Here is a 25509-nt window from a genome sequence, read left to right as displayed (position 1 = left end):
GCGCCAAGGGGGTCAACATGTCTGAAAAGCGATTCCGCAAGCGCAGCATCTTCCTGATGCTGTACATCCTGTTCGCGCTGTTGCCCATCTACTGGATGATCAACATGAGCTTCAAGACGAACGAGGAAATCGTCTCGAGCTTCTCGTTCTTCCCGCACGAGCTCACCTGGGCCAACTACGCGCGCATCTTCACCGACGAGTCGTGGTACTCGGGCTACATCAACAGCCTGATCTACGTGGCGATCAACACGGTGATCTCGCTCACCGTGGCGCTGCCGGCGGCCTATGCGTTCTCGCGCTATTCGTTCCTGGGCGACAAGCACGTGTTCTTCTGGCTGTTGACCAACCGCATGACGCCGCCCGCGGTGTTTTTGCTGCCGTTCTTCCAGCTGTACAGCACCGTGGGCCTGATGGACACTCACCTGGGCGTGGCGCTGGCGCACCTTTTGTTCAACGTGCCGCTGGCGGTGTGGATTCTCGAAGGCTTCATGAGCGGCATTCCGCGCGAGATCGACGAGACGGCGTACATCGACGGCTACTCGTTCCCGCGCTTCTTCGTCCGGATCTTCCTGCCGCTCATCAAGGCCGGCGTGGGCGTGGCGGCGTTCTTCTGCTTCATGTTCAGCTGGGTCGAGCTGCTGCTGGCCCGTACGCTGACCAGCGTGAACGCGAAGCCCATCGTGGCGACCATGACGCGCACGGTGAGCGCCTCGGGCATGGACTGGGCCACGCTGGCCGCGGCGGGTGTGCTCACCATCGTGCCGGGCGCGATCGTGATCTGGTTCGTGCGGCACTACATCGCAAAGGGCTTTGCGATGGGACGGGTTTAGGTATTGACTCCTTCTCCCTCTGGGAGAGGGCAGGGGTGAGGGCAAGCGGCGTTTCCATCGAGCGCCGATGCCCCCATCCCAACCTTCCCCCAGAGGGGGAAGGAGCAAGAAAAGAAAAGGAGCTGAGAAATGTTCGATTGGATGGTCTGGACCACCCCCGTGGCCGTTTTCTTCACCTGCATCGCACTCATGCTGGTTGGCATGACGGTGTGGGAGTTCAAGTCGCCCACCACGATGCGGCGCGGCTGGCTGCCCATTGCCACGACGCGAGGCGATCGGCTTTTCATCGGCCTGCTTTCGGCGGCCTACTTCAACCTGGTCTTCATCGGCCTGGCCGGCAAATTCCAGGAATGGCTGGGCCTGCAGGCCGAGCCTTCGATCTGGATCAGCTTCGTGCTGTCGATGTTTCTCCTGGCGCTGGTGATGCGCAAGGGCTAGGCCCAAGAATTTGTTTTCAGACGCGACCGGCTCTCCGCCTCCCCGGAGCCGCGATCGAAAAAACCGGGGAAGCTTTCAACCGAGGAGACACATTCATGAAGATGCGCTACACGGCATTGGCAATGGCAGCGGCGATGTTCGCCGCGCACGGTGCATGGGCCGCAGAGCCCGAGGCCAAGAAATGGATCGACAGCGAGTTCCAGCCGTCGACCCTCAGCAAGGACCAGCAGACCGCCGAGATGAAGTGGTTCATCGATGCGGCCAAGAAGCTGCAGGCAAAGGGCGTGAAGGAGATCTCGGTGGTGTCCGAGACCATCACCACGCATGAATACGAATCGAAGACGCTGGCCAAGGCTTTCGAGGAGATCACCGGCATCAAGGTGAAGCACGACCTGATCCAGGAAGGCGACGTGGTCGAGAAGCTGCAGACCTCGATGCAGTCGGGCAAGTCGATCTACGACGGCTGGATTTCCGACTCCGACCTGATCGGTACGCACTACCGCTACGGCAAGATGATGAACCTGACCGACTACATGGCCGGCGCAGGAAAAGAGTTCACCAATCCGGGACTCGATCTCAAGGACTTCATCGGCACCAAGTTCACCACGGCACCGGACGGCAAGCTCTACCAGCTGCCCGACCAGCAGTTTGCCAACCTGTACTGGTTCCGCGCCGACCTGTTCGACCGCAAGGACCTGAAGGACAAGTTCAAGGCCAAGTACGGCTACGACCTGGGCGTGCCGCTCAACTGGAGCGCCTACGAAGACATCGCCGAATTCTTCAGCGTCGACGTGAAGACCATCGACGGCAAGCCGATCTATGGCCACATGGACTACGGCAAGAAGGACCCGTCGCTGGGCTGGCGCTTCACCGACGCATGGCTGTCGATGGCCGGCACCGCCGACATCGGCAACCCGAACGGCATGCCGATCGACGAATGGGGCATCCGCGTGGGCGACGACAAGTGCACGCCCGTGGGCGCCGCGGTGTCGCGCGGCGGTGCGACCAACTCGCCGGCCGCCGTTTACGCGCTCACCAAGTACATCGACTGGATGAAGAAGTACGCGCCCAAGGAAGCCATGGGCATGACCTTCGGCGAAGCCGGCCCGGTGCCGGCGCAGGGCCAGATTGCCCAGCAGATCTTCTGGTACACCGCCTTCACGGCCGACATGACCAAGAAGGGCCTGCCCGTGGTGAACGAGGACGGCACGCCCAAGTGGCGCATGGCGCCCGGCCCGAACGGCCCCTACTGGAAGCAGGGCATGCAGAACGGCTACCAGGACGTGGGTTCGTGGTCCTTCTTCAACGGCCATGACGCCAACAAGACGGCCGCCGCCTGGCTCTACGCGCAGTTCGTCACGTCCAAGAGCGTCTCGCTCAAGAAGACCATGGTGGGCCTGACGCCGATCCGCGAATCGGATATCCAGTCGAAGGCAATGACCGACATGGCGCCCAAGCTCGGCGGCCTGGTCGAGTTCTACCGCAGCCCGGCCCGCGTGGCATGGACGCCCACCGGCACCAACGTGCCCGACTATCCGAAGCTCGCGCAGCTCTGGTGGAAGAACGTGGCCGAGGCCGTGACGGGCGAGAAGACCCCGCAGAAGGCGATGGACAACCTGGCCGACGAGATGGACAACGTGATGGCCCGCCTCGAGCGCGCCGGCATGGCCCATTGCGCACCCAAGCTCAACGCCAAGGGCGATCCCAACAAGTGGCTGAGCGACAAGAACGCGCCGTGGAAGAAGCTGGCCAACGAAAAGCCCAAGGGCGAGACCATCGAATACAGCAAGATGCTGGCAGCCTGGAAGGAAGGCAAGGCGCGCTGACCGCCTGCGTTTCTTGCAGAACAGCCGACGAGGGCCGCGCCGAAGGGTGCGGCCCTTTTTTCGTCTCTATCCGTGGGGTCGGCGCGACGGCATGACCAATGGCAGATGCGCCAGTGCGACGCTTGGCTTACATTCGACGGCCCCCGCTCAGCCCCAACAAGTGACCTCAAGCATTTCCAGCCCCGCCGCGCGCCCCAAACGTGTCCTGGTGATTCACTATTCGCAGACGGGCCAGCTCGGCAGCGTCGCCGACCAGATCGTTGCGCCGCTCAGGGCCGATCCGCAGATTTCCGTGCACGCCGAAACGCTGCGCCCGCAAGCGGATTTTCCGTTTCCCTGGCCGTTCCTGACCTTCTTCGATGCCTTTCCGGAGTCGGCCCACCTGAAGCCGGCGCCGCTGGCGCCGCTTTCGCTGACCGGGGACGAAGACTTCGATCTCGTCATCCTGCCTTACCAGGTCTGGTTCCTGGCGCCGTCGCAGCCCATTACCGCCTTTCTCAAGCATCCGCTGGCAAGCCGCCTGCTCCGGGGCAAGCCCGTGGTCACCGTCATCGCCTGCCGCAACATGTGGCTGCTGGCGCACGAAAAGCTCAAGGGCCTGCTCGACGCGGTAGGCGCGCGGCTGATCGACAACGTGGTGCTGACCGACCCCGGCCCGACGCTGGCGACTTTCTTCACCACGCCGGCCTGGCTCATCTGGGGCCGCAAGCGCGGGTTCTGGGGCATGCCCGACGCCGGCCTCAGCGCCGAACAGGTCCAGGGCGCGGGTCGCTTCGGCCGCGCGCTGCGCGAGGCGCTGCACAACGATCTCGAGCGCGGATCGCAGCCGCTGCTCGCGGGCCTGGGCGCAGTGCGGGCCGATGCCCGGCTCTTGATCAGCGAAAAAGCCGGCACGCGGAGCTTCTTCCTCTGGGGCAAGCTGATCGTGGCGGCGGGGCGGCCCGGCGCATGGCAACGCAAGCCGTTGCTGCTGCTCTATGTGGTCTTCCTTCTTGTGCTGATTGTCACGGTCGTGCCCGTGAGCTTGACGCTGCAGGCGCTGCTGCGGCCTTTGTTCAAGGGGTGGCTGACTAAAATGACGGCTCACTTCGAGCGCCCCTCGGGCTCGGCCACAGACCGCTCCCACCTCTATGACGACTGATGTTTTCCTGACCCGTACCGCCGCTTTCCTGCCTTTTTCGCCGGTCGGCAACGAAGACATCGAAGAAGTACTGGGTCGCATCGGCGGCAAGGCGTCGCGAGCGCGGCGCCTGATCCTTCGCAGCAACGGCATCGAATCGCGCCACTATGCGATCGACCGGTCCACCGGCCTGCAGGCCATGACCAACGCACAGCTCACGGCCTCGGCCGTCCGCGCTCTCGGCGACCCCGAAGACATCGGCCGCGTCGACTGCCTCGTTACCGGCACCTCGCTGCCCGACCAACTGCTGCCCAACCACGCCGTGATGGTGCATGGCGAGCTCGGCTGGCCGCGGCTCGAGGTGGTGGCCTGCGCCGGCATCTGCCTTGCAGGCACCACCGCGCTCAAGCATGCCTGGCTCTCGGTGCGCGCGGGCGATGCGCAACGCGCCGTTGCCACCGGCTCGGAACTGGTGTCACCGGTGATGCGCGGTTCGCGCTTCGAGGCCGAACTCGAACACCAGCTCGAAGCCCTCGAGAAGCGGCCCGAGATCGCGTTCGAGAAAGACTTCCTGCGCTGGATGCTGTCCGACGGCGCCGGCGCCGTGCTGCTGGAGCGCGTGCCGCGCGGGCCGCTGTCGCTGCGCATCGAATGGATCGACCTGTCGTCGGCAGCGCACGAGCTGCCGGTGTGCATGTACTCGGGCGCCGACCGGAACGCCGAGGGCGGCCTCGACGGCTGGGCGCGCACGCAGCCGCAGGATTGGCACCGCGACTCGACCTTCGCGATCAAGCAGGACGTGCGCCTGCTCAACGAGAACATCGTGCGCGCCACGCTGGGCGAGCCGCTCGCAGCCATCGTCGAGCGGCGCGGCCTGAAGGCGGCCGACATCGACTGGTTCCTGCCGCACCTGTCATCGAACTATTTCGCCGAACCCGTTGCCCGCTGCCTCGAAGCCATGGACTTCGCAATCCCGCGCGAGCGCTGGTTCAGCAACCTGGCGCGCAAGGGCAATACCGGGGCGGCATCGCCTTACATCATGCTCGACGAGCTGTTCCGTTCCGGGCGCATCAAGCCCGGCCACAAGCTCTTGATGTTCGTGCCCGAAAGCGGCCGTTTTTCGAGCGGCTTCATCTATATGGAGGCTGTGTAGCCATGGACGTCGACGCCGTTCCGCAAGAAGGCAATGCCACCCTCGGCGGCCATGCCAAGCTCATGTACGCGCGCGACGCGCAGGGCCGTGTCGTCACCACCACCTCGCGCGGCTGGGAGGCTGAAGAAATCGTCACCAGCCATGCGGTCGACGTGCTCGTCGTGCAGGCGCAGGCGGCCAAGGAGCGCGTGGCCCAGGGGCTCGCGTCGCCGCTCGAATACTGGATGTACGAACGCCGCATGGACGTGGCGCTGCTCTCGCAGACCAGCGGCTTCTGGCAATGGCGCGTACGGCGCCACCTGAAGCCCAAACACTTCGCAGCGCTGTCGCAAAAGCACATGGCGCGCTATTCGGAGGCGCTGGGCCTGCCCGTTTCCACCTTGCAAGGCCTGCCGTCGTGAACTTCGAACATCAACAAGCGGCGCATTGCGAAAGCGGCGTCATCTCGAACCTGATGCGCCACCATGGTGCACCCATGACCGAGAGCATGGCGCTCGGCCTGTCGTCTGCGTTGTCGTTCGCCTACCTGCCGTTCATCAAGCTCTCGGGCCTGCCGCTCATCTCGTACCGCATGCCGCCCAAGGCCATCATCAAGGGCCTCTTGGCACCAATGGCCGCGCGCTTCCGCTTCGAGACCTTTCGCAGCCCCGAGGCGGGTGCCCAGCGCCTCGACGCCCTGCTGGCCAGCGGGCAGATCGTGGGGCTGCAGACCTCGGTCTACTGGCTGCCTTACTTTCCGCCCAACATGCGCTTTCACTTCAATGCGCACAACCTGCTGGTCTACGGCAAGGACGGCGACGACTACCTGATCAGCGATCCGGTGTTCGAAGAGCCTGTGCGCTGCGCCAGCGCCGACCTGTCGCGTGCGCGCTTCGCCAAGGGCGTGCTTGCGCCCAAGGGCCTCATGTATTACCCGCAGTCGATCGAGCGCAAGACGGTCGACGCGGCATCGGTGACAAAGGCCATCCGCAAGACCGTGCGAAACATGCTCGCGCCCATTCCCATCGTCGGTGTGCGCGGCATGCGCACGCTGGCCAAGCGCATGCAGAAGCTGTCGCCAACCGACTCACGCAGCGTCGATTTCATCGGCCACGTGGTGCGCATGCAGGAAGAAATCGGCACGGGTGGGGCGGGTTTCCGTTTCATCTATGCGGGCTTCCTGCAGGAGGCGGCGCAGTTGCTCGACAAACCGCAGCTGCAGCAGATGTCCGAGCGGCTCATCGCCATCGGCGACGGCTGGCGCGCCTTCGCGCTCAAGGCAGCGCGCATGGTGAAGGGGCGCGAGCCGGTCGATCCGGCGGCGCTGGCCGAGCGTCTGCGTGAGCAGGCGCAGCAGGAGGAAACGTTCTTTCGCGACCTGAAGGCTGCTGTTGCCTGAGATGGAGCATCGTTTCTCGATTCGGTGCGCAGGTCGTATGGTGCGTGGTTCAGGACGTTTCTGTTCAGGGCGCTTCTGTTCAGGGCGCGTGCACAGGCCACCGGGTACTCCCCTCCGCGAATGTCCCCCGCCTTCGGCTCCTCCTTTATTTCGCTGCGGGGAGCACCCGGCGCCCTGCGCACACAGGGCGCTGTCGTTGTTCGGCTCGAACAACCACCACTCCGAACAAGCAACACGCCGATGCTCGAACTGAAGAACCTCGGCTACCGCTATCCGCATGCCGGAAGGCCTGCGCTGGAAGATGTGTCGCTTGCGGTACCGAGAGGTTGCGTCATGGGTTTGCTGGGCCCCAACGGCGCCGGCAAGACCACGCTGATCTCTCACCTCTCGGGCGCGCTGGCCGTGCAGTCGGGCGAGATCCTCATCGACGGCCAAGCGCTCCAGCAGGTTCGCGCCAAGGCACCCACGCGCATCGCGGTGGCGCCGCAGGACCAGGCCTTCTATCCCATGCTCACGGTGACCGAGAACCTTGCATGCTTCGCGGCGGCGGGCGGTCTCACCGGTGCGCGCAAGAAGGCGCGTATCGAAGCCTGCACCCGATTTTCGCAGCTCGAGCAGTTTGCAAGTGTGCGCGCCGAGCGCCTCTCGGGCGGGCTGAAACGCCGGCTCAACCTGGCCATTGCTCTTTTGCCCGAACCCGAGCTGATGCTGTTCGACGAACCCACGGTGGGCGTCGATCCGCAATCGCGCGCCTTCATTCTGGACGCCATCAAGAGCTTGGCGGAGCAGGGCGCGGCCGTGATCTACGCCTCGCACTACATGGAAGAGATCGAAGCCATCGCCGACCGCGTCGCCATCCTCGACCACGGCCGCGTGCTGCGCGAAGGCTCGCTTGAAGAGCTGCTGTCGAAGAGCGCGATGCTGCTCACGCTGGCGGCCGACGGGCTGGACGAACAGAAGCTCTCGCGCTTCGGCACCGTGGAGCCGGGCGGCGTGCATTGGCGCGTTCACCTCAACGAGGGCACTGGCCCCGGTCCCGTGTTGCAGGCCCTGGAAGCCGAAGGCATCGAGGTGCGCCACGCCGAGTTCGGCCGCCACGACCTCGAGCAGCTTTTCATGGCGCTCACCCATCGTTCCCTGCGCGACTGAACGCCATGCTGCTTGCGCTCATCAAGAAGGAACTGCTCGCACTCGTGCGCGACATGCACGGGCTCGCGGCGCTGTTTCTCATGCCGATGATCTTCATCGTGCTGATGTCGCTCACGCTGAAAGACATCTATCGCCCGCCGCTGGCCGAACTGAGCTATGCGGTGGACATGCGCGACAACGAGACCCCTGCGCAATGGCTGCAGCAGATCTGGCAGCGCGGCCATGGGGCACCCCAAGCGCTCGATGCCGACTGGCAGGCACGGTTGCGCAGCGGCGCGCTCAAGTACGTCATCGTCCTGGAGCCCGGCCTCTCGGCGGAACTGGAGTCGGCCGCGCTGTCGACCAAGGCCCACATCCGTCTGCTGACCGAGCCGGGCATCGACGCCAACCTGTTCAACGCCCTGCGCGCCGAACTGGTCGGCGCGTCCGGCGAACTGAAGGCGCGCCTCGCGCTGGCGGTGCCCGGCACTTCCGGCCCGCCGCCGGGCGCCTCGATCCAGGCGCTGGTAAATGCCGAGCGTTATTCCACCGCCGGGCCGCGGCCCACCTCGGTGCAGCAGAACGTGCCGGCGTGGCTGGTGTTCGGCATGTTCTTCGTGGTGGCCTCGCTCTCCAGCCTGTTCGTGCAGGAGCGCAGCTCGGGCGCGCTGGGCCGCCTGCGCAGCCTGGGCGTGTCGCGCTTCATGCTACTGATGTCGAAAGCGCTGCCTTACCTCGGCGTCAACGCGCTGCAGGCCGTGCTGATGCTGGCGGCCGGCATCTGGCTGATGCCGCTCATCGGCGGCGATGCGCTCTCCCTCGCGGGCATCCATTGGGACGCGCTGGTGCTGGCGCTGGCCGCGGTGAGCCTGGCCGCGGTCAGCCTGTCGCTGGCCCTGGCATGCCTGGTGCGCAGCCATGCGCAGGCCGCGACCATCGGGCCGATGGTCAACGTGCTGATGGCGGCCGCGGGCGGCATCATGGTGCCGAAGTTCGTCATGCCGGGCTTCATGCAGCGGCTGGTCGAAATCTCCCCGATGAACTGGGGGTTGGAGGCACTGCTCACCGTGCTGTTGCGCGGCGGCAGCGTGGCCGACACCTTGCCGCAGGTCGGCCGGCTCGTGGTGTTCGCGGCCGCCATGTTCCTGCTTGCCGTCTTTCTGTTTCGCAGGCCCGCATCGTGACCGACTCTGTATCCGCTGAATTCATTGCCAGCCTGAAGGCCATGGTGCTCGAGGCCGTCGAAAAAGACGCGCCACCGGGTGGCCTTGGCGACGACGAGCCGCTGTTCGGGCCCGAAGCCCGGCTCGACCTCGACTCGCTCGACGCCCTGCAGGTGTCGATGACGATCCATCAGCGCTTTGGACTGCGCATGCCCGACAGCAAGGAAACGCGGCGCGCGCTCACGTCCATTGCCCACCTGGCCGACCACCTGGTGCAAGCGGGCAAGGCATGAGCCGCCGCCCGGCCGCTCCGAAGGGGGCTCGCACCGCAGTGCGAAGCACGAAGGTCATTCAATGAGCATCGAGGGCGTGTATGTTGCCGGCATGGGCCTGGCCTGTGCACTGGGCAACGATCTCGCGTCCTCCGTGACAGCACTTGCGCGCGGCGGTGTGCAGCCCCGTCCGGTCGCCGTCTCCGAAGGCGTCCGCTGGCCTGTGTTCATGCTGCCCACGCAGGATGGCAGCTGGGCCGAGCGCTTGGCGCGTACCGTGCGCAGCGTCGCGGCGCAGGCAGGCGAGGGCGCAGGCGGACGTTCCGGCCCGCTCTTCGTGGCATCGTCTTCGCTGGACATTGGCAACATGGAGCACGAGGTGCAAGACCTCCGCCTGGGCGGCGACCTGCAGGACTTTGCCGGCCTCGTGGCCGGCGCGCTCGACTGGCAGGGGCCGGTTTTCACCATCTCCACGGCCTGCACCTCGGCGCTCAACGCCGTGCTGGCGGCCTGCGACTTCATTCGCAGCGGCGAAGCCGACGAGGCCCTGGTCATCGGGGCCGAACTCGGCAATCGCTTCACCGTGGCCGGCTTCGGCGCCATGCAACTGCTCTCGCCTGATGGCGCGCGGCCTTTCGGCGCCGGCCGCAACGGGTTGGTGCTCGGCGAGGCGGTGGCCGCATTGCGCCTCGGCTCGCGCGCGGCGCGCTGGCGCATTGCCGGTGGGTCCAACGTGGTCGATGGCCGCAACCCCTCGGGCACCGAAGCCAGCGCGTTGATTGCCATGTGCCATGGGGCCCTGTCGCAGAGTGGGCTGAGTCCGCGGGATATCGACCTGATCAAGGTGCAGGCCGCGGGCAGCCCGGTCAACGATGCGATCGAGGCGCAGGCGTTGAAGCAGGTCTTCGATACGCTGCCGCCGCTGGTGTCGCTCAAGTCGCTGCTTGGCCATACGCTGGGTGCATCGGGGGCCGCCGAACTGGCGCTGCTCGTCGCCTGTATCGAAGCCGGGGCATGGCCTTCGACCGGCTACGCGGTCGACGGCGAACTCGGCATCGCATTGAGTTCACAGGCGCCCGCCAGGCTGCGCAACATCCTGCTCAACGTGGTCGGATTCGGCGGTGGACACGCCTCGCTGGTGCTGGAGGATTGCACCGCATGAACGCCGGTTCCTCCGTCGCGTGGCGCACCGTTGCGTACTTCAGTGCCGATCCGCTGCCTGCGGATTGGCGCGACCAGCTGGCGCATCGGCTTGGCCGTCGGCCGCGGCGCGTCGGCCTCTGGACCGAACTCGCGATGTACGGCGCGCGCTGCTGCCTCGATGCCGCGGGCGAGGATGCGCTGCCCACGGGCGCCCGCCTGCGCGTGTCGAGCATGCGCGGTGCCTGGGGCGCGACGCATGCGGGCTTGGCGCAGCTCGACGCAGGCGCGCTGATGCCGTTCACCTTCATGCAGGGCCAGCCCGCATTGATGCTGGCTGAGGTCGGCCGCTGTCTCGACTGGCAGGGCGACGCGGGCTTTGCGCTGTGCCGCGACCCGCAGCAGCTGCTGCAGCTTTCGCGGATCGGCGCGGGGAGCGCCGGCTTGCTGCTGGGCGTGGTGGAAGAGGAGCGCAATGGCGAAATGCCGCGCTCCGAATGGTGGCGGCTGGTGCCGGCCTGAAGCACCGCAGTCTCGCCCGCGCTTTGCAGGATCAGGCTGTTGCCGCGATCGACCGCGCCAGGTTGGCGCGAGCGCGTGCCTCCAGCAGCGCATGCATCCGGGGCGTGGCGTAGATCGCTTCCCGTGCCAGGAAGCGCTGCAGGATGGCGCGGCGGCGCGGCAAGCGCACCGCGTCGGGCACGAAGGCGTATTCGGCGTGCACCTGACGTTCATATTCGTCGAAGCGCTCCCGCTCCGCACCGAGGATCGACAGGTCGATGTCGATCAGCAACTCGGCATCGCGGCCTTCAGGCACGGCATCGTGCCGCGTGGCCATCACCAGGGCGTGCACACGTTCGGTCGACTCGGCTTGCACGCCGGACGCGAGCAGGGCACTACGCGCCCATTCGGCACTGCGTGCCTCGTTGTCGTGGGCATGCACGTCGTAGATCGCGTCGTGAAACCAGAGCGCAAGCGCGACTTCGCCCGGGCGCTCAGCCAGCGCTTGCTCGCGCTCGAACCACGTCAGGCATTCGCCCAGATGCTGCAGGGTGTGATAGTGGCGCTGCGGCTCGCTGTAGCGGCGCTGGAGCTCGATGCACAGCGCCTCGTCAGCAGAGGCCACGCCCAGCGCGCGCCACGCGGCGTTCCAGTTGGCCAGCAGCACCTCGGGTGTCACGGCGTCATTGCTCCATCGCGGCCTTGACCTCCTGGCCAAGGTCGAGCACCGACATCGCGTAGTAGCTGCTCCAGTTGTAGCGCGTGATCACGTAGAAGTTGCGCGTGCCCGCCACATAGGTCGGTGGCGCATCGGCACCGTTCTGCAGCTCGATCAGCGCGAGCAGGCCCTTGTGCAGCAGGCCCTCGCCTTCAGGCACCGCGCCAGCCGCCACGAAGCTGTCGGCACTGAAGCTCGGCAGGATGTCGGGTGCCAGAAGCATCGCCTTCTTGAGTCGGGCCTCTTCGAAATGCACGGGGTAGACGGCGGGCATACCGGGTGTCCAGCCAAAGGCCTTGAAGTAATTGGCGACCGAGCCGATCACGTCGGCGGGGTTGTCGACCAGGTCGATGCGGCTGTCGCCGTCGAAATCGACCGCGTACTTGGCGATGCTGCTCGGCATGAACTGCGGCATGCCCATGGCGCCTGCGTAGCTGCCCACGGGCCGCAGGGGATCGTCGGAGGTGCGGCTCTTGGTGCTGAGAAAACTCTCCAGCTCGCCGCGGAAGAAAGCTTCGCGCTCGGCCGCGCGCGGGTGGGCCTGCGGAAAGTCGAACGCCAGCGTGGACAGCGCATCGATCACCCGGAAGTTGCCCATGTTGCGGCCGTAGATGGTCTCGACGCCGATGATGCCGACGATGATTTCCGGCGGTACGCCGTACACCTCTTCAGCCCGCGCGAGCGTCTCGGCATTGGCGCGCCAGAAGCGCACGCCGGCGGCGATGCGCGTCGCGTCGATGAAGCGGCTGCGATAGGCCTGCCAGTTCTTCACCGAGCCGACAGGCCCGGGCAACATCAGGCGCGGCACGTTCGGCAGGAAGCGGGCGCTGCCGATGGTGGCGCGCACCCATTCGCGGTCGAGGCCGCGTCGTTCGGCCACGTCGTCGGCAAAGCGCATGGCGTCGTCGCGGGTGGCGTAGGGCGTGCTGCCGGCCACGGTTTTCACCGCGCGGCCGTTGCCGGTTTTCTGGGCTTGTGCACCCAGGGACCACGCGCAGCAAGCGGCGAGCAGGATGACGGCAGCGGCGCGCGGCGGCGCAGGTAGAAAAAATCGCATGGGCGCGATTGTGCCGTCCGCCCGCGAGCCCGCCTTCGCGGGACACATGCGGTTTCAGCGCTTGGGGTTCGGCACGGGCCAGTTCAGCCGGCGGAACTCGGTGCGCAGTGCCCCCAGCGAATTGGGCGAGGCCTCGGCGTAGCGCTGGGCTTCGAGCTTCAGCAGCCAGTCGCGCACCGCCTGGGCAGCGGGGCCGAAGCGAGCTTCAGCCTGCGCGGCCATCTGGCGCGGCGGCGCCGTCTCTGGCACCTGGAGGCCTGCCTTGGCGAGGCGCGCGCGCGCCTGGGCCAGCAGCCGCAGCCATGGGTCATGCTGGCTGCGTTCCCACAAGGCCCATCCCACGCCGGCCAGGCTTGCGCCCACCAGCAGGTAGAGCAGCACGTAGGCCAGGTCTTCGAGGCTTGGCGTCTCGAAGCCCATGCTCTTCAGCAGGTTGAGCTGGCGGCTCTGGGTGTAGTTGAGTACCCACTGGTTCCAGCCATTGTTCACGGCTTCCCAGGCGGCGCGCACGTTCTGCGCCAGTGTCGGGCTCATCGCGCCGATGGCACCGGCAAAGAGGCCTGGCTGGGGCACGAGCCGCTGCTGCTGGCCGACGCGCCCCGGCGACACCGCGCCGGTCGGGTCGACGCGCATCCAGCCGACGCTTTCCTGCCAGACCTCGGCCCAGGCATGCGCATCGCTCTGGCGCAGCACCCAGAAGTTGTCGACGCTGTTGAGTTCACCGCCCTGGTAGCCGGTCACGATGCGCGCCGGAACGCCCAGCCCGCGCATCAGCACCACGAAGGCCGAGGCGATGTGCTCGCAGAAGCCTTCCTTGCGGTCGAACCAGAACTCGTCGGCCGTGTCGTTACCATAAAAGCCCGGCTCCAGCGTGTAGGTGTAGCCGCCGGTGCGCAGCCGCTGCAGCGCCGCGCGAACGAAGGCCTGCGTGTCGGCGTTGGCCATGGCGGGCTGGGCGCGCATTTCAGTGGCCAGCGCGGCGGTGCGCGGGTTCGATCCGGGCGGCAGCGCCAGGTATGGGCGCAGCGCGGCCGTCTGCCGCGTCGGGCCACTCGCGAACTGCGTATGGCTTTCGGCGCGGTAGCGCACCAGGTCGGAGATCGGGCGGTTCGCGAGCCACTGCAGGTCGGGCGTGCCCAGCACTTCGAAGCCGGGTACTTCGGGCGGGCTTTGCGCCGCATCGAGCGTGAGCAGCCAGGGCCGGTGGCTGGGCTCGAGCGTGATCTCGTAGCGTACCGGCTGGCCGCTGGTGCGCAGGTTGCCCGAAGCCGGCCCGCCGCGCGACCAGCTCGGCAGCGCCGTCCACTCGCGCCCGTCGAACTGCGTGAGCACCGGGCCGCGGAAATAAAGCTGGCTCTGCGGCGGCACGCGGTCGTTCTCGAACTTGATGCGCGCCGCAATGCGGTCGTCCAGCGCCAGTTCGGCGATGGTGCCCACGCGCATGGTGTTCGACAAGCCGGTGCGGCCTGCCATGGCGTCCGCGGGCGTGCCCCACAGCGGCGCGAAACGCGGAAACAGCAGGAACAGCGCCAGCATGATCGGCGCGCCCAGCAAGGCCATCCAGCTGGCGGTGCGCGCCGCCAGCTTCAGCGGCGGCTTGCCCACCGGCATGTGCGCATTGACCAAAGCCGTGAGCAGGCCCAGCAGCGCAAGCAGCATGGTGACCGCGGTCATCAGCGACTGCGAGTAGAAGAAGTTCGTGAGCATCGCGAAGAAGCCCAGGAAGAACAGCACGAAGGCGTCCCTGCGCGCGCGCAGCTCCAGCGTTTTGAGGGCCAGCAGGATCACGACCAGCGTGACGCCGGCGTCGCGGCCCAGCAGGGTGCGGTGCGTGGCGTAGGTGGCGGCCAGCGTCAGCGCCAGCAGGCCCACGCGCGCCCACTTGCCCGGCAGCGGGCGGGCTTCGATGGCCAGCGTGCCGCGGTACACCAGGATCATCGCGGTGATGGCCGTGCACCACCAGGGCAGGTTCTCGGCCTGTGGAAGCACGATGAGTGCGATGACCATCAGCAGGAACAGGGTGTCCCTGGCGTCCCGTGGCAGCGCCGAGATTTCGCGCATGAACTTGTTCATGCGCGGCGCTCCGGGCGGAAGAAGCGGGCGGTCAACATAGGGCCAGCGCTTCCAGGCAGGCTCTGCGGTGCGCCTCGCCCTGCGACGGCTGCACCACCCGTCCGGCCACGCGAACGCCGTAGTCCACGCCCAGCCGGTCTGCCATCAGCACCCATGCGCAAAGCCTTGAAAGACGTGCTTCGGTGTCGGCGACGTTGGCCGCCTGCGCGTCGAGCCACAGCTCTTCGCGCTGGGCTTGCTGCGTGTCGCGGCTCACCAGGTCTTCCGACCCGGTGGCTTGCGCGCGGGCCGCCTTTTTCCAAACCACGAGCTTGAGCGGGTCGCCGCGCCGGTAGGCCCGCAGGCCGTCGTATTCCCCGGCGGCCTGGGCGCGCAGGGCAGCGGACGTGGCCGCCGGACCCGACAGGGGCTCACCGGGCGGCAGCGGCGGCGGATGCGCCTCGGGCGTTGGGTAGACCAGCATCTGCGCGGCGGGCCGCCACACCGTCCAGACACGGAAGGTTCCGAGCGGAAAACGGGTTTCGGCCGTCAGGGGCGGCACCGGGTGGAGGCCGCGCCTTTCGGGCTGGAAGGCGATCTCGACCGTGGCGCTGCCTTCGGCCGGCACGTCGGTCCAGGCCCATTGGCCGCTGCCGCGCACCGCCATGCCGATGCCGTAGCGCACGCTGCGCCGCGTGTTGTGCAGCACCACGCGAAAGACGGCGGCGGCGCCCGCGTAATGCGGCTCGGGCGGCGTCAGGTGCATGGCCAGGCCGCGCAGCGTGGCGTGGCACACATGCATGCCCACGGCCACGCTGCCCGCGAGCAGGAAGGTCAGCAGATAGCCGAGGTTGAGCTGGTAGTTGATCGACGCGATCAAGAGCACCAGCAGCGTGGCGCCCAGCAGCCAGCCGGCGCGCGTGGGCACGATGTAGACATTGCGCTGCGTGAGCTCCAGCGTGTCCGAAGGCGGCCGGCGCGACAGGAACCAGCCGTCGATGCGCGAGCGTAGCGACGCGATCATCGGTGGCAATGCGTCTGGTTCACGGGCGGATTCATCTTTATGGCAGCGGCACGTCCGCGATCATCGCGCGCACCTGCTCCACGGCGCCCCGGCCCGCATCGCCCACCGGGGTGAGGCGGTGCGCGATGGTCTGCGGCAATATCGACTGCACGTCGTCGGGCGCGACATAGCTGCGGTTGGCCAGCAGCGCCTGCGCCTTGGCGGCGCGCAGCACGGCAATGCCGGCCCGCGGCGAGAGGCCCTGCAAAAACCACCGGCCGGAACGCGTGGCGGCGATCAGGTCCTGCACGTAGTTCAGCAGCGGATCGGCGGCATGCACCTGCTGCACGCGCTGCTGCAGCGCCGTCAGCTCGCCGGCGGTCAGCATGGCGGGCAGGGTGGCCAGCATTTCGCGGCGGTCGGCGCCCGCGAGCAACTCGCGCTCCGCGGCGCGGTCGGGATAGCCGAGCGAAATGCGCATGAGGAAGCGGTCGAGCTGCGACTCCGGCAGGGCAAAGGTGCCGAGCTGGTCCTGCGGGTTCTGGGTGGCAATCACGAAGAACGGCGTGGGCAGCGGCCGCGTTTCACCCTCGATGGTGACCTGCTTCTCTTCCATCGCCTCGAGCAGCGCGCTCTGCGTCTTGGGGCTGGCGCGATTGATTTCGTCCGCCAGCAGCACCTGCGCGAAGATCGGGCCGGGGTGGAACACGAAGGCCTGCTGGCCCCGGTCGTAGATGGCCACGCCCGACAGGTCGCCCGGCATCAGGTCGGCCGTGAACTGCACGCGCGAGAACTGGAGGCCGAAGGTGTGCGACAGCGCATGGGCGAGGGTGGTCTTGCCGACCCCCGGCACATCCTCGATCAAGAGGTGCCCGCCCGCCAACAGGCATGCCACGCAGTCGCGCACCTGGGGCTCCTTGCCTACGATCACCGTGTTAAGCTGACTCAGCAAAGTGGCAAGCTTCGCAGCGACGTCCATATTTGTATCCATATGCAAACGATACCGTAAGACCGCCCGGCCCCATGCTGTGTGAGGTCTAGATACGACAGAGACACGGCAAAGACATGGGCAAGACCGGGTACTTCACACATCGCGACTGCTGGAAGCACGACATGGGCCGGGGCCACCCCGAATGTCCCGAACGGCTCGATGCCATCGAAGACAGGCTGCTGCTCACCGGCGTGGGCGATGCCCTCGAACACCGGGACGTGCCGCTGGCCACACTGTCGCAGATCACGCGGGCGCACAGCGAGGCGCACCTCGAATATCTCGAAGAGCTTCACCAGCGCCTGGTGGCCGACGAGCCGGCGGGCGGCCCCACCCATGCGCAGCTCGATCCCGACACCATCCTGACTCGCTTCACACTGCTGGCCGCGCGCCGCGCCGCCGGCGCCGCCATTGCCGCGACCGACGCGGTCGTGGCGGGCGAGATCGAGAACGCGTTCTGTTCGGTGCGCCCGCCCGGGCACCACGCCTGCCGCGAGCAGGCCATGGGCTTTTGCTTTCTCAACAACGTGGCCATCGCGGCGCGGCATGCGCTCGAGGTGCACGGCCTGGAGCGCGTGGCCATTGTCGATTTCGACGTGCACCACGGCAACGGCACCGAGAACATCCTGTCGAACGATCCGCGCGTGCTGATGGTGGGTTTCTTCCAGCATCCGTTCTACCCGTACAGCGGCACCGAGCGCCCGGCTTCGAACATGCTGAACCTGCCGATCCCGGCCTATACCCGGGGCATGGACGTGCGCGAGCTGATCGAGGCCAGCTGGATGCCCCGGCTCGAGGAATTCGCGCCGGAGATGATCTTCGTGAGTGCCGGCTTCGACGCCCATCGCGAGGACGACCTGGGCCAGCTCGGCCTCACCGAGAACGACTTTGCCTGGATCACCAGCCGCATCCAGGACGTTGCGAGGCGCCATGCGCGCGGCCGCATCGTCTCGATGCTCGAGGGCGGTTACAACCTCGATGCGCTGGCCCGCAGCGTGGAAGCGCACATCCGCGTCCTTGCCGATCTGTAGAGCCGCAGGCGCAAATACGGCGCCATGACGGCGCCATGTTTTCCCAAGAGATGAACTTCAACGATTTCACACAACGCCTGGGCCAGGTCGACGCGCGCGGCCTGGGCATCGAGTTGGCCGCGCTGGTGGCTTGCGTGGCCCTGGCCTGGGTGGCAAGCCGCTGGTTCGGGCGCGACCAGCCCAAGGATTCGATCTGGTTCGGCGAGCGCACCTTCGACGGCGTGCTGTTTCCGCTGCTGGCGCTGGTTTTCACCGAGCTCGCCCGCCGCGCGGTGAACGGCTTCCAGCCGGTGCTGGTGCTGCGCATCGCGGTGTCGGTTTTCCTGTCGCTCTTGGTCATCCGCCTGTTCGCGCGCGTGATGAGGGCGGTGTTTCCCACCTCCAACCTGGTGCGGCTGCTGGAGCGCACGATCTCGTGGCTGGCCTGGATTGCCGCCATTCTCTGGATCGTCGGGCTGCTGCCGCCGGTGCTGGCCGAACTCGACAACATCACCCTGTCGTTCGGCAAGACGCGCGTCAGCCTGCAAACCATCGTCCAGGGCGCGCTGTCGGCCGGGCTGGTGCTGGTGATCGCGCTGTGGATTGCCGCCACCATCGAGAAGCGCATCCTGTTCGAGGCCGTGTCCGATCTTTCGATGCGCAAGGTCGCCTCGAATGCGGTGCGCGCCATCCTGCTGCTGGTCGGGCTGCTGTTCGCGCTGTCGGCGGTGGGGGTCGACCTCACGGCGCTCTCGGTGCTGGGCGGCGCGCTTGGCGTGGGCCTGGGTTTCGGGCTGCAGAAGCTGGCGGCCAACTACGTGAGCGGCTTCGTCATCCTGCTCGAACGCTCCATCCGCATTGGCGACAACGTCAAGGTCGACACCTTCGAAGGCCGCATCACCGACATCAAGACCCGCTACACGCTCATCCGCGCGGGCAACGGCCGCGAGGCCATCGTGCCGAACGAATCGCTTATCACCAGCCGCGTCGAGAACCTCTCGATGGCGGACCGCAAGTTCAACATCACGACCAGCGTCGTGGTGGGCTACGACAGCGACGTGGCGCAGGTCCAGTCCATTCTTTGCAGCGCCGCCAAGTCGCAAGAGCGAGTGATGACGGACCCTGAGCCGGTGACCTTTCTCGCCAACTTTGCCCCCGACGGACTCGAGTTCGTTCTGAACTTCTGGGTTGCTGACCCCGACAAGGGCAAGGACAACGTGCGCTCGGCCATCAACATCGCCATTCTCGAAGGCCTGCGCAGCGCGGGCGTGGACATTCCGTATCCCCAGCGCGTGCTGCGCGTGGAGTCTCTGCCACCGGGCGTTTCCGGACCGCGCGACGCTGCCGTATAATCTCGAAAAAGCACGACCGTTCTTTTTTTGTTGCCCCACGGTACAAACCGATACGAACGCAGAGGCGGCGAAGGTCGGACTCTAAAATGACCGGTTGCCCTCGAAGCCCCCTTTTTGCAATCCCAATGGAGTCAAGTCAATGAAGGTTCTAGTGCCTGTCAAACGGGTCGTCGATTACAACGTCAAGGTGCGCGTGAAGAGCGACGGCACCGGGGTGGACATTGCCAACGTCAAGATGAGCATGAACCCGTTCGACGAGATCGCCGTGGAAGAAGCGGTTCGCCTGAAAGAAAAGGGCGTCGTGACCGAAGTCATCGCCGTCTCCTGCGGTGATGCCAAGTGCCAGGAAACCCTGCGCACCGCCATGGCCATTGGCGCCGACCGCGGCATCCTGGTCGAGACCACCGAAGAGCTGCAACCCCTGGCCGTGGCCAAGCTGCTCAAGGCGCTGGTCGACAAGGAACAGCCCCAGCTCGTCATCCTGGGCAAGCAGGCCATCGACGACGACGCCAACCAGACTGGCCAGATGCTCGCCGCGCTGGCCGACCTGCCGCAAGCCACCTTCGCCTCCAAGGTCGAAGTGGCTGACGGCAAGGCCACCGTGACGCGCGAAGTCGACGGCGGCCTGGAGACCATCTCCCTCAGCCTGCCGGCCGTCATCACGACCGACCTGCGCCTGAACGAGCCGCGCTACGTCACCCTGCCCAACATCATGAAGGCCAAGAAGAAGACGCTCGACGTCTTCAAGCCTGAAGACCTGGGCGTGGACGTCAAGCCCCGCCTGAAGACCCTCAAGGTCAGCGAGCCGCCCAAGCGCGGCGCCGGTATCAAGGTGCCCGACGTCGCCACCCTGGTGGACAAGCTCAAGAACGAAGCCAAAGTGATCTGAGGAAGACAACGACATGACCGCACTAGTTATTGCCGAACACGACCACGCGACCGTCAAGCCCGCGACCCTCAACACCGTGACCGCAGCCCTGGCCTGCGGCGGCGACGTGCACGTGCTCGTCGCCGGTGCCAATGCCGCCGAAGCCGGCAAGGCCGCCGCCCAGATCGTGGGCGTGGCCAAGGTCATCGTGGCCGACAGCCCGAGCCTGGCCGAGAACCTGGCCGAGAACGTCGCCGCCCAGGTGCTGGCCATCGCGGCCAACTACAGCCACATCCTGTTCCCCTCGACCGCCAACGGCAAGAACGTCGCCCCGCGCGTGGCCGCCAAGCTGGACGTGGCGCAGATCTCCGACATCACTTTGGTTGTGAGCCCCGACACCTTCGAGCGCCCGATCTACGCCGGCAACGCCATCGCCACCGTGCAGAGCACCGACGCCACCAAGGTGATCACCGTGCGCACCACCGGCTTCGACGCCGCAGCCGCCACCGGTGGCAGCGCAGCTGTTGAAACCGCCGAAGGCGTGGCCGACAGCGGCAAGTCCAGCTTCGTGGGCCGCGAAGTCACCAAGAGCGACCGCCCCGAACTCACCGCCGCCAAGATCATCGTCTCGGGCGGCCGGGCTCTGGGCAGCGCCGAGAAGTTCACCGAGGTGATGACGCCGCTGGCGGACAAGCTCAACGCGGGCCTGGGCGCCAGCCGCGCCGCGGTGGATGCGGGCTACGCACCCAACGACTGGCAAGTGGGCCAGACCGGCAAGATCGTGGCGCCGCAGCTGTACATCGCCTGCGGCATCTCGGGCGCCATCCAGCATCTGGCCGGCATGAAGGACTCCAAGGTGATCGTGGCGATCAACAAGGATGAAGAAGCGCCGATCTTCTCGGTGGCCGACTACGGTCTCGTGGCCGACCTGTTCACGGCCGTGCCGGAACTCGTCAAGGCGCTCTGATCGCATCGCTGCACTGAGCCAGAGGGCATCGTTCGCGATGCCCTTTTCGTATCCGCTGTATCTGGAGACATGAGATGAGTTACACCGCCCCCCTCAAGGACATGCTGTTCGACATCGAGCACCTGGCCAACATCGGCGAGATCGCCAAGCTGCCCGGCTTTGAAGACGCGGGCCTCGAAACCGCGCAGGCCGTGCTCGAGGAATGCGCGCGCTTCAACCAGGACGTGGTCGCGCCGCTGAACGTGGCGGGCGACCGCAACCCGTCGTCCTTCAAGGACGGCGAGGTCGCAACCACGCCGGGCTTCAAGGAGGCCTTTGCGCAGTACGTGTCGGGCGGCTGGCAGGGTCTGCAGCATCCGGCGGACTTCGGCGGCCAGGGCCTGCCCAAGACCATCGGCGCGGCCTGCGGCGAGATGCTCAACTCGGCCAACATGAGCTTCGCGCTGTGCCCGCTGCTGAGCGATGGCGCCATCGAGGCGCTGCTCACGGCCGGCTCCGACGAACTCAAGGCGGTGTACCTGGAGAAGCTGGTGAGCGGCCAGTGGACCGGCACCATGAACCTCACCGAGCCGCAGGCCGGCAGCGACCTTGCCATGGTGCGCAGCCGCGCCGAGCCGCAGCCCGACGGCACCTACAAGGTGTTCGGCACCAAGATCTTCATCACCTACGGTGAGCACGACATGGCCGAGAACATCGTGCACCTGGTGCTGGCCCGCGTGACCGGCGCGCCCGAAGGCGTGAAGGGCATCAGCCTGTTCGTGGTGCCCAAGTTCCTCGTCGGCAAGGACGGATCGCTGGGGGAACGCAACGACGTGCACTGCGTGAGCATCGAACACAAGATGGGCATCAAGGCCTCGCCCACCGCCGTGCTGCAGTACGGCGACCACGGCGGTGCCGTCGGCTACATCGTGGGCCAGGAGAACCGCGGCCTGGAGTACATGTTCATCATGATGAACTCGGCCCGCTATGCCGTGGGCATGCAGGGCATCGCGATTGCCGAGCGCGCCTACCAGCACGCCGTGGCCTACGCGAAGGACCGCGTGCAGAGCCGGCCGGTCGATGGCTCCATCAACGCCAGCGCCCCCATCATTCACCACCCCGATGTCAAGCGCATGCTGATGACGATGCGCGCTTACACCGAGGGCTGCCGCGCCATGGCGGCCGTGGCCGCTGCGGCCTACGACGCCGCGCACCACCATCCCGATGCGGATGCGCGCAAGCAGAACCAGGCGTTCTACGAATTCATGGTGCCGCTGGTCAAGGGCTACAGCACCGAGATGAGCCTTGAAGTGGCCTCGCTCGGCGTGCAGGTGCACGGCGGCATGGGCTTCATCGAAGAGACCGGCGCGGCGCAGTACTACCGCGACGCGAAGATCCTGACGATCTACGAAGGCACCACCGCCATCCAGGCCAACGACCTCGTGGGCCGCAAGACCGCGCGCGACGGCGGCCAGACCGCAAAGGCCATTGCGGTGCAGATCGAGAAGACCGAGGCTGAACTCGCGAAGAGCGACAGCGCCGCAGCGGCGGCCGTGCTGAAGCGCCTGAAGGCCGCGCGCCTGGCGTTCGTCGACGTGGTCGATTTCGTCGCGGGCCAGACCAAGGCATCGCCCAATGCGGTGTTCGCGGGCAGCGTGCCCTACCTGATGCTGGCGGGCAACCTCGTGGCGGGCTGGCAGCTGGCGCGCTCGCTGCTCATTGCAGAAGACCTGGCGTCCCGCAGCGTCGATACCGCTTTCATGCAGGCCAAGGTGGCCACGGCGCGCTTCTACGCCGAGCACATCCTCAACAAGGTGCCGGGCATCCGCGACAGCATCGTCGAAGGCGCCGAGAGCGTGACGGCACTGGCGCTCGACGCGTTCTGACCCACGGCCCGCCGTGTCGCCCACCTGACGGGCGATACGGCCTTCCTCTTATATAAAACCGAAACCTTATCCCGGAGACGACATGTCCAAGCTGCCCCCCGTGCTCGCCAACCTGCCGCTGCCGATCATCGGCTCGCCGCTTTTCATCATCAGCAACCCGAAGCTTGTGATCGCCCAATGCAAGGCGGGGGTGGTCGGTTCGATGCCGGCCCTCAATGCGCGGCCCGCGGCGCAGCTCGAAGACTGGCTGGCCGAAATCACCGAGGAACTCGCGGCCTACAACAAGGCCAACCCGGACAAGCCCGCCGCGCCGTTCGCCATCAACCAGATCGTGCACAAGAGCAACGACCGCCTCGAGCACGACATGGAAATGGTCGTCAAGTACAAGGTGCCTATCGTCATCACCTCGCTGGGCGCGCGCACCGACGTGAACGACGCGGTACACAGCTACGGCGGCGTCACGCTGCACGACATCATCAACAACAAGTTCGCGCAGAAGGCGATCGAGAAGGGCGCCGACGGCATCATTGCGGTGGCGGCCGGTGCCGGCGGCCATGCGGGCACGAAGAGCCCCTTTGCGCTGGTGCAGGAAATCCGCCAGTGGTTCGACGGCCCCATCGCGCTGTCGGGGTCCATCGCCACGGGCGGCGCGGTGCTGGCTGCGCAAGCCATGGGCGCCGACTTCGCCTACATCGGCACCGCCTTCATCGCCACCGAGGAAGCACGCGCCAGCGAAGACTACAAGCAGGCCATCGTCGACGGCACCTCCGACGACATCGTCTATTCCAGCCTCTTCACCGGCGTGCACGGCAACTACCTGGCGCCCAGCATTGTCAAGGCCGGCATGGACCCGGCCAACCTGCCCGAAGGCGACGTCAAGACCATGAACTTCGGCGGCGGCGACGGCAGCAAGGCCAAGGCCTGGAAAGACATCTGGGGCTCGGGCCAGGGCATCGGCGCCGTGACCGAAGTGGCCAGCGCGGCTGCGTTCATCGAAAAGCTCAAGCGCGAATACTTCGAAGCAAGGCAGCGGCTCGCACTTTGAGCGGCGCTGGCAACATGGCGGCTGCCGCCCAGCAGCCTGCGCAACGCGGGCGGATGCCGCTGCTCGACATCGCAAAAGGAATCGCCTGCGCGGTCATCGTCGGGCATCACCTGTCGCGCTACGGCTCGATGCCGGTGGGGGCCTTTCCGCTGGCGCCGGATTTCCTGGGCTGGCTGGCCGATGACGGCCGTCTTGCCGTCCAGGTCTTCCTGGTGATCGCGGGCTTTCTGGCGGCGGCCAGCCTCGCACCCGACGGCGTGTTGCGCGTCGATCGTCCCCTGGCGCGCATCTTTCAGCGCTACGGGCGCCTGGTCATGCCTTACCTGGCCGCGCTCACCGTGTGCGTGCTGGTGGCCGCCATCGTGCGCCCCTGGATGAGTGGCGACGACGTGCCGGCCTCGCCCAGCATCGGCCAGTTGCTCGCGCATGGATTGCTGATGCAGGACCTGCTCGGATACGAGTCGCTGTCCACCGGGGTCTGGTACGTGGCCATCGACTTCCAGCTCTTTGTGCTGGCGCTGACGCTCATGGGGTTGCCGGCCTTGTGGCGGCGGACGCCGGCCGCACCGGCCTCGCGCGAACGCTGGATATCCGTGGCGCTGGTGCTGGGGGTTGTGCTGGCCTCGCTGGTGCTTTTCAACCGCAACGCCGATCTCGACGCCACGGCGCTCTACTTCTTCGGCGCCTACGGGCTCGGCATGCTGGTGTTCTGGATCGGGCGCGCGACCCGCGCCAGCACCTGGCAGGGCGCCATCGTGCTGCTGGCGCTGGCCGGCGCCGGCGCACTCGCCATCGACTGGCGCAGCCGCATTGCCACGGCGCTCGTGAGCGCGTTGCTGATTGCCATCGCGCAGCGGCAAGAATGGCTGTCGATGGCACGCTGGCCGGACGCAGCCATGCCGCTGCAGCGGCTGGGCCGCATCTCGTACTCGCTGTTCCTGATCCACTTTCCGGTGCTTCTGGCCACCAATGCCGCGGTCGGCCAGATGAGGCCGCATGCGGCCTGGATCGATGCGCTGGGCATGGCCGCCACCTTCGGTCTTTCGGTGGCGGCTGCGCTGCTGCTGTACCGCTGGGTCGAAGTGCGCCCCGCATCGTGGCGCGCGGTGACCGCCCTGTTCGCGGCGCTGCTGGTCAGCGGGATGCTGGTCTCGGCCTGACCCTGCAGGCCCTGCGCCATGGTCAGGGCCAGGGCGTGGGCGGCGGAATCTCGCACACCGGATCGACGTCGATGCTCTTGAAGTCGGCCGGTGAGACGATCTCCAGGTATTCCATGTCCGGCGAGTAGTCAAAAAGAAAATGCCGGATGCCGGGCCGCTGGTGCACCACGTCGCCGGCCTCGACCAGCGTTTCCTTGTCTTCGTACATAAAGCGGGCCCAACCCTTGAGCATCAGCACGATCTGGAAGTCGGCCTCGTGACGGTGCCAGCCCGTGCCCGTTTCCGGTGCCATGTTGGCCTTGACGAGGTGCGCAATGACCTTGCCGTTGGTGGCCTCTGCAATGCCCAGGTCGCGGTAGAGAAAGAAATCGCGCAGGCCGCCCGAGACGTACTCGGTGTCGCCGGGTTTGACGTGGGAGAACTGGGTGGCGGTTCGGTCCAGCATGGGGCGCTCCTTCGCAGGTTTTGAGGGTGG

The 25509-nt window shown here is 66.7% G+C and carries 25 protein-coding genes; 19 read left to right on the top strand and 6 right to left on the bottom strand.

Going from position 1 to position 25509, the window contains the following annotated elements:
- Positions 1 to 17 precede the first annotated feature (17 nt).
- The 12 genes from ACJ7Z0_RS06965 to ACJ7Z0_RS06910 all read left to right on the top strand — a co-directional run bounded on the left by ACJ7Z0_RS06965 (position 18) and on the right by ACJ7Z0_RS06910 (position 10970).
- Positions 18 to 830: a carbohydrate ABC transporter permease gene (locus ACJ7Z0_RS06965; protein ID WP_434789249.1), complete on the top strand. Its 813-nt coding sequence runs from the start codon at positions 18 to 20 to the stop codon at positions 828 to 830.
- 129 nt (positions 831 to 959) lie between these two features.
- Entirely contained in the window at positions 960 to 1268 is a 309-nt protein-coding gene (locus ACJ7Z0_RS06960; RefSeq protein ID WP_055805411.1) for a DUF2160 domain-containing protein, read from the top strand.
- Between the two features lie 95 nt (positions 1269 to 1363).
- Positions 1364 to 3094, top strand: coding sequence for an ABC transporter substrate-binding protein (locus ACJ7Z0_RS06955; RefSeq protein WP_055805416.1), 1731 nt, complete (start codon positions 1364 to 1366; stop codon positions 3092 to 3094).
- A 208-nt stretch (positions 3095 to 3302) separates the two neighbouring features.
- The gene (locus ACJ7Z0_RS06950) at positions 3303 to 4235 is read left to right on the top strand and encodes a dialkylrecorsinol condensing enzyme (RefSeq protein ID WP_434789248.1); all 933 of its coding nucleotides are present in this window, start codon (positions 3303 to 3305) and stop codon (positions 4233 to 4235) included.
- A complete protein-coding gene (locus ACJ7Z0_RS06945; protein ID WP_434789247.1) occupies positions 4225 to 5367 on the top strand; it encodes a beta-ketoacyl-ACP synthase III in 1143 nt (380 codons plus the stop codon). Before ACJ7Z0_RS06950 ends, ACJ7Z0_RS06945 begins: the two co-directional genes overlap by 11 nt.
- A gap of 2 nt (positions 5368 to 5369) precedes the next feature.
- Positions 5370 to 5768, top strand: coding sequence for a DarG family dialkylresorcinol biosynthesis protein (locus ACJ7Z0_RS06940; RefSeq protein WP_434789246.1), 399 nt, complete (start codon positions 5370 to 5372; stop codon positions 5766 to 5768).
- Positions 5765 to 6745 carry a BtrH-related acyltransferase DarH gene (gene darH / locus ACJ7Z0_RS06935; RefSeq protein ID WP_434789245.1) on the top strand — a complete coding sequence of 327 codons (981 nt, stop codon included), beginning with the start codon at positions 5765 to 5767 and terminating at the stop codon, positions 6743 to 6745. Before ACJ7Z0_RS06940 ends, darH begins: the two co-directional genes overlap by 4 nt.
- A gap of 240 nt (positions 6746 to 6985) precedes the next feature.
- A complete protein-coding gene (locus tag ACJ7Z0_RS06930) occupies positions 6986 to 7894 on the top strand; it encodes an ABC transporter ATP-binding protein (protein ID WP_434789244.1) in 909 nt (302 codons plus the stop codon).
- 5 nt (positions 7895 to 7899) lie between these two features.
- On the top strand, positions 7900 to 9057 hold the full coding sequence (locus ACJ7Z0_RS06925) for an ABC transporter permease (RefSeq protein ID WP_434789243.1): 1158 nt from the start codon (positions 7900 to 7902) through the stop codon (positions 9055 to 9057).
- 41 nt (positions 9058 to 9098) lie between these two features.
- Complete coding sequence (locus ACJ7Z0_RS06920; protein WP_434792625.1) at positions 9099 to 9329, top strand: acyl carrier protein; 231 nt, start codon at positions 9099 to 9101, stop codon at positions 9327 to 9329.
- 61 nt (positions 9330 to 9390) lie between these two features.
- On the top strand, positions 9391 to 10470 hold the full coding sequence (locus ACJ7Z0_RS06915) for a beta-ketoacyl synthase N-terminal-like domain-containing protein (protein WP_434789242.1): 1080 nt from the start codon (positions 9391 to 9393) through the stop codon (positions 10468 to 10470).
- A complete protein-coding gene (locus tag ACJ7Z0_RS06910) occupies positions 10467 to 10970 on the top strand; it encodes a hypothetical protein (protein WP_434789241.1) in 504 nt (167 codons plus the stop codon). Before ACJ7Z0_RS06915 ends, ACJ7Z0_RS06910 begins: the two co-directional genes overlap by 4 nt.
- 31 nt (positions 10971 to 11001) lie before the next feature.
- Here ACJ7Z0_RS06910 and ACJ7Z0_RS06905 read toward each other — a convergent pair whose 3' ends face one another.
- Genes ACJ7Z0_RS06905 through ACJ7Z0_RS06885 form a run of 5 tightly spaced genes read right to left on the bottom strand, consistent with a single transcriptional unit; the run spans position 11002 to position 16758 of the window.
- Positions 11002 to 11628, bottom strand: a complete 627-nt coding sequence (locus ACJ7Z0_RS06905) for an HD domain-containing protein (RefSeq protein ID WP_434789240.1) — start codon at positions 11626 to 11628, stop codon at positions 11002 to 11004.
- A gap of 4 nt (positions 11629 to 11632) precedes the next feature.
- Positions 11633 to 12724: a lytic murein transglycosylase B gene (gene mltB, locus ACJ7Z0_RS06900; protein WP_434789239.1), complete on the bottom strand. Its 1092-nt coding sequence runs from the start codon at positions 12722 to 12724 to the stop codon at positions 11633 to 11635.
- Positions 12725 to 12778: 54 nt separating this feature from the next.
- Complete coding sequence (locus ACJ7Z0_RS06895) at positions 12779 to 14797, bottom strand: transglutaminase TgpA family protein (RefSeq protein ID WP_434789238.1); 2019 nt, start codon at positions 14795 to 14797, stop codon at positions 12779 to 12781.
- Between the two features lie 31 nt (positions 14798 to 14828).
- Positions 14829 to 15800, bottom strand: coding sequence for a DUF58 domain-containing protein (locus ACJ7Z0_RS06890; RefSeq protein ID WP_434789237.1), 972 nt, complete (start codon positions 15798 to 15800; stop codon positions 14829 to 14831).
- A gap of 37 nt (positions 15801 to 15837) precedes the next feature.
- Entirely contained in the window at positions 15838 to 16758 is a 921-nt protein-coding gene (locus ACJ7Z0_RS06885; protein ID WP_434789236.1) for an AAA family ATPase, read from the bottom strand.
- A gap of 86 nt (positions 16759 to 16844) precedes the next feature.
- Here ACJ7Z0_RS06885 and ACJ7Z0_RS06880 point away from each other — a divergent pair, with 86 nt between their 5' ends.
- From ACJ7Z0_RS06880 to ACJ7Z0_RS06850, 7 genes are all read left to right on the top strand, one after another.
- A complete protein-coding gene (locus ACJ7Z0_RS06880) occupies positions 16845 to 17798 on the top strand; it encodes a histone deacetylase family protein (RefSeq protein WP_434789235.1) in 954 nt (317 codons plus the stop codon).
- A gap of 50 nt (positions 17799 to 17848) precedes the next feature.
- Positions 17849 to 19129 carry a mechanosensitive ion channel family protein gene (locus ACJ7Z0_RS06875; RefSeq protein WP_434792624.1) on the top strand — a complete coding sequence of 427 codons (1281 nt, stop codon included), beginning with the start codon at positions 17849 to 17851 and terminating at the stop codon, positions 19127 to 19129.
- 139 nt (positions 19130 to 19268) lie between these two features.
- Positions 19269 to 20018, top strand: a complete 750-nt coding sequence (locus tag ACJ7Z0_RS06870; protein WP_434789234.1) for an electron transfer flavoprotein subunit beta/FixA family protein — start codon at positions 19269 to 19271, stop codon at positions 20016 to 20018.
- 13 nt (positions 20019 to 20031) lie between these two features.
- Positions 20032 to 20964: an electron transfer flavoprotein subunit alpha/FixB family protein gene (locus ACJ7Z0_RS06865; protein WP_434789233.1), complete on the top strand. Its 933-nt coding sequence runs from the start codon at positions 20032 to 20034 to the stop codon at positions 20962 to 20964.
- 74 nt (positions 20965 to 21038) lie between these two features.
- Positions 21039 to 22829 carry an acyl-CoA dehydrogenase gene (locus ACJ7Z0_RS06860; protein WP_434789232.1) on the top strand — a complete coding sequence of 597 codons (1791 nt, stop codon included), beginning with the start codon at positions 21039 to 21041 and terminating at the stop codon, positions 22827 to 22829.
- Positions 22830 to 22911: 82 nt separating this feature from the next.
- Positions 22912 to 23874, top strand: coding sequence for an NAD(P)H-dependent flavin oxidoreductase (locus ACJ7Z0_RS06855; RefSeq protein ID WP_434789231.1), 963 nt, complete (start codon positions 22912 to 22914; stop codon positions 23872 to 23874).
- A gap of 53 nt (positions 23875 to 23927) precedes the next feature.
- Positions 23928 to 25034, top strand: coding sequence for an acyltransferase family protein (locus tag ACJ7Z0_RS06850; protein ID WP_434792623.1), 1107 nt, complete (start codon positions 23928 to 23930; stop codon positions 25032 to 25034).
- A gap of 22 nt (positions 25035 to 25056) precedes the next feature.
- On the opposite strand, the gene ACJ7Z0_RS06845 is transcribed toward ACJ7Z0_RS06850, so the two are convergent.
- A complete protein-coding gene (locus ACJ7Z0_RS06845) occupies positions 25057 to 25479 on the bottom strand; it encodes a cupin domain-containing protein (RefSeq protein ID WP_434789230.1) in 423 nt (140 codons plus the stop codon).
- Positions 25480 to 25509: the final 30 nt, after the last annotated feature.

Origin of the sequence: Variovorax palleresanus, assembly GCF_051144945.1 — a bacterium.
GTDB classification, from domain to species: domain Bacteria; phylum Pseudomonadota; class Gammaproteobacteria; order Burkholderiales; family Burkholderiaceae_C; genus Variovorax; species Variovorax paradoxus_S.
This window is presented reverse-complemented; position numbering and strand designations above follow the sequence as displayed.

Coding starts and splice junctions, on each gene's coding strand:
- ACJ7Z0_RS06915 (WP_434789242.1), top strand. CDS start 9,391: ATGAGCATCGAGGGCGTGTATGTTGCCGGCATGGGCCTGGCCTGTGCA.
- ACJ7Z0_RS06850 (WP_434792623.1), top strand. CDS start 23,928: ATGCCGCTGCTCGACATCGCAAAAGGAATCGCCTGCGCGGTCATCGTC.
- ACJ7Z0_RS06845 (WP_434789230.1), bottom strand. CDS start 25,479: ATGCTGGACCGAACCGCCACCCAGTTCTCCCACGTCAAACCCGGCGAC.
- ACJ7Z0_RS06890 (WP_434789237.1), bottom strand. CDS start 15,800: ATGATCGCGTCGCTACGCTCGCGCATCGACGGCTGGTTCCTGTCGCGC.
- ACJ7Z0_RS06860 (WP_434789232.1), top strand. CDS start 21,039: ATGAGTTACACCGCCCCCCTCAAGGACATGCTGTTCGACATCGAGCAC.
- ACJ7Z0_RS06945 (WP_434789247.1), top strand. CDS start 4,225: ATGACGACTGATGTTTTCCTGACCCGTACCGCCGCTTTCCTGCCTTTT.
- ACJ7Z0_RS06965 (WP_434789249.1), top strand. CDS start 18: ATGTCTGAAAAGCGATTCCGCAAGCGCAGCATCTTCCTGATGCTGTAC.
- ACJ7Z0_RS06925 (WP_434789243.1), top strand. CDS start 7,900: ATGCTGCTTGCGCTCATCAAGAAGGAACTGCTCGCACTCGTGCGCGAC.
- ACJ7Z0_RS06875 (WP_434792624.1), top strand. CDS start 17,849: ATGAACTTCAACGATTTCACACAACGCCTGGGCCAGGTCGACGCGCGC.
- ACJ7Z0_RS06910 (WP_434789241.1), top strand. CDS start 10,467: ATGAACGCCGGTTCCTCCGTCGCGTGGCGCACCGTTGCGTACTTCAGT.
- ACJ7Z0_RS06865 (WP_434789233.1), top strand. CDS start 20,032: ATGACCGCACTAGTTATTGCCGAACACGACCACGCGACCGTCAAGCCC.
- ACJ7Z0_RS06870 (WP_434789234.1), top strand. CDS start 19,269: ATGAAGGTTCTAGTGCCTGTCAAACGGGTCGTCGATTACAACGTCAAG.
- ACJ7Z0_RS06920 (WP_434792625.1), top strand. CDS start 9,099: ATGGTGCTCGAGGCCGTCGAAAAAGACGCGCCACCGGGTGGCCTTGGC.
- ACJ7Z0_RS06855 (WP_434789231.1), top strand. CDS start 22,912: ATGTCCAAGCTGCCCCCCGTGCTCGCCAACCTGCCGCTGCCGATCATC.
- ACJ7Z0_RS06895 (WP_434789238.1), bottom strand. CDS start 14,797: ATGAACAAGTTCATGCGCGAAATCTCGGCGCTGCCACGGGACGCCAGG.
- ACJ7Z0_RS06940 (WP_434789246.1), top strand. CDS start 5,370: ATGGACGTCGACGCCGTTCCGCAAGAAGGCAATGCCACCCTCGGCGGC.
- ACJ7Z0_RS06955 (WP_055805416.1), top strand. CDS start 1,364: ATGAAGATGCGCTACACGGCATTGGCAATGGCAGCGGCGATGTTCGCC.
- ACJ7Z0_RS06880 (WP_434789235.1), top strand. CDS start 16,845: ATGGGCAAGACCGGGTACTTCACACATCGCGACTGCTGGAAGCACGAC.
- ACJ7Z0_RS06885 (WP_434789236.1), bottom strand. CDS start 16,758: ATGGACGTCGCTGCGAAGCTTGCCACTTTGCTGAGTCAGCTTAACACG.
- ACJ7Z0_RS06960 (WP_055805411.1), top strand. CDS start 960: ATGTTCGATTGGATGGTCTGGACCACCCCCGTGGCCGTTTTCTTCACC.
- mltB (WP_434789239.1), bottom strand. CDS start 12,724: ATGCGATTTTTTCTACCTGCGCCGCCGCGCGCCGCTGCCGTCATCCTG.
- ACJ7Z0_RS06930 (WP_434789244.1), top strand. CDS start 6,986: ATGCTCGAACTGAAGAACCTCGGCTACCGCTATCCGCATGCCGGAAGG.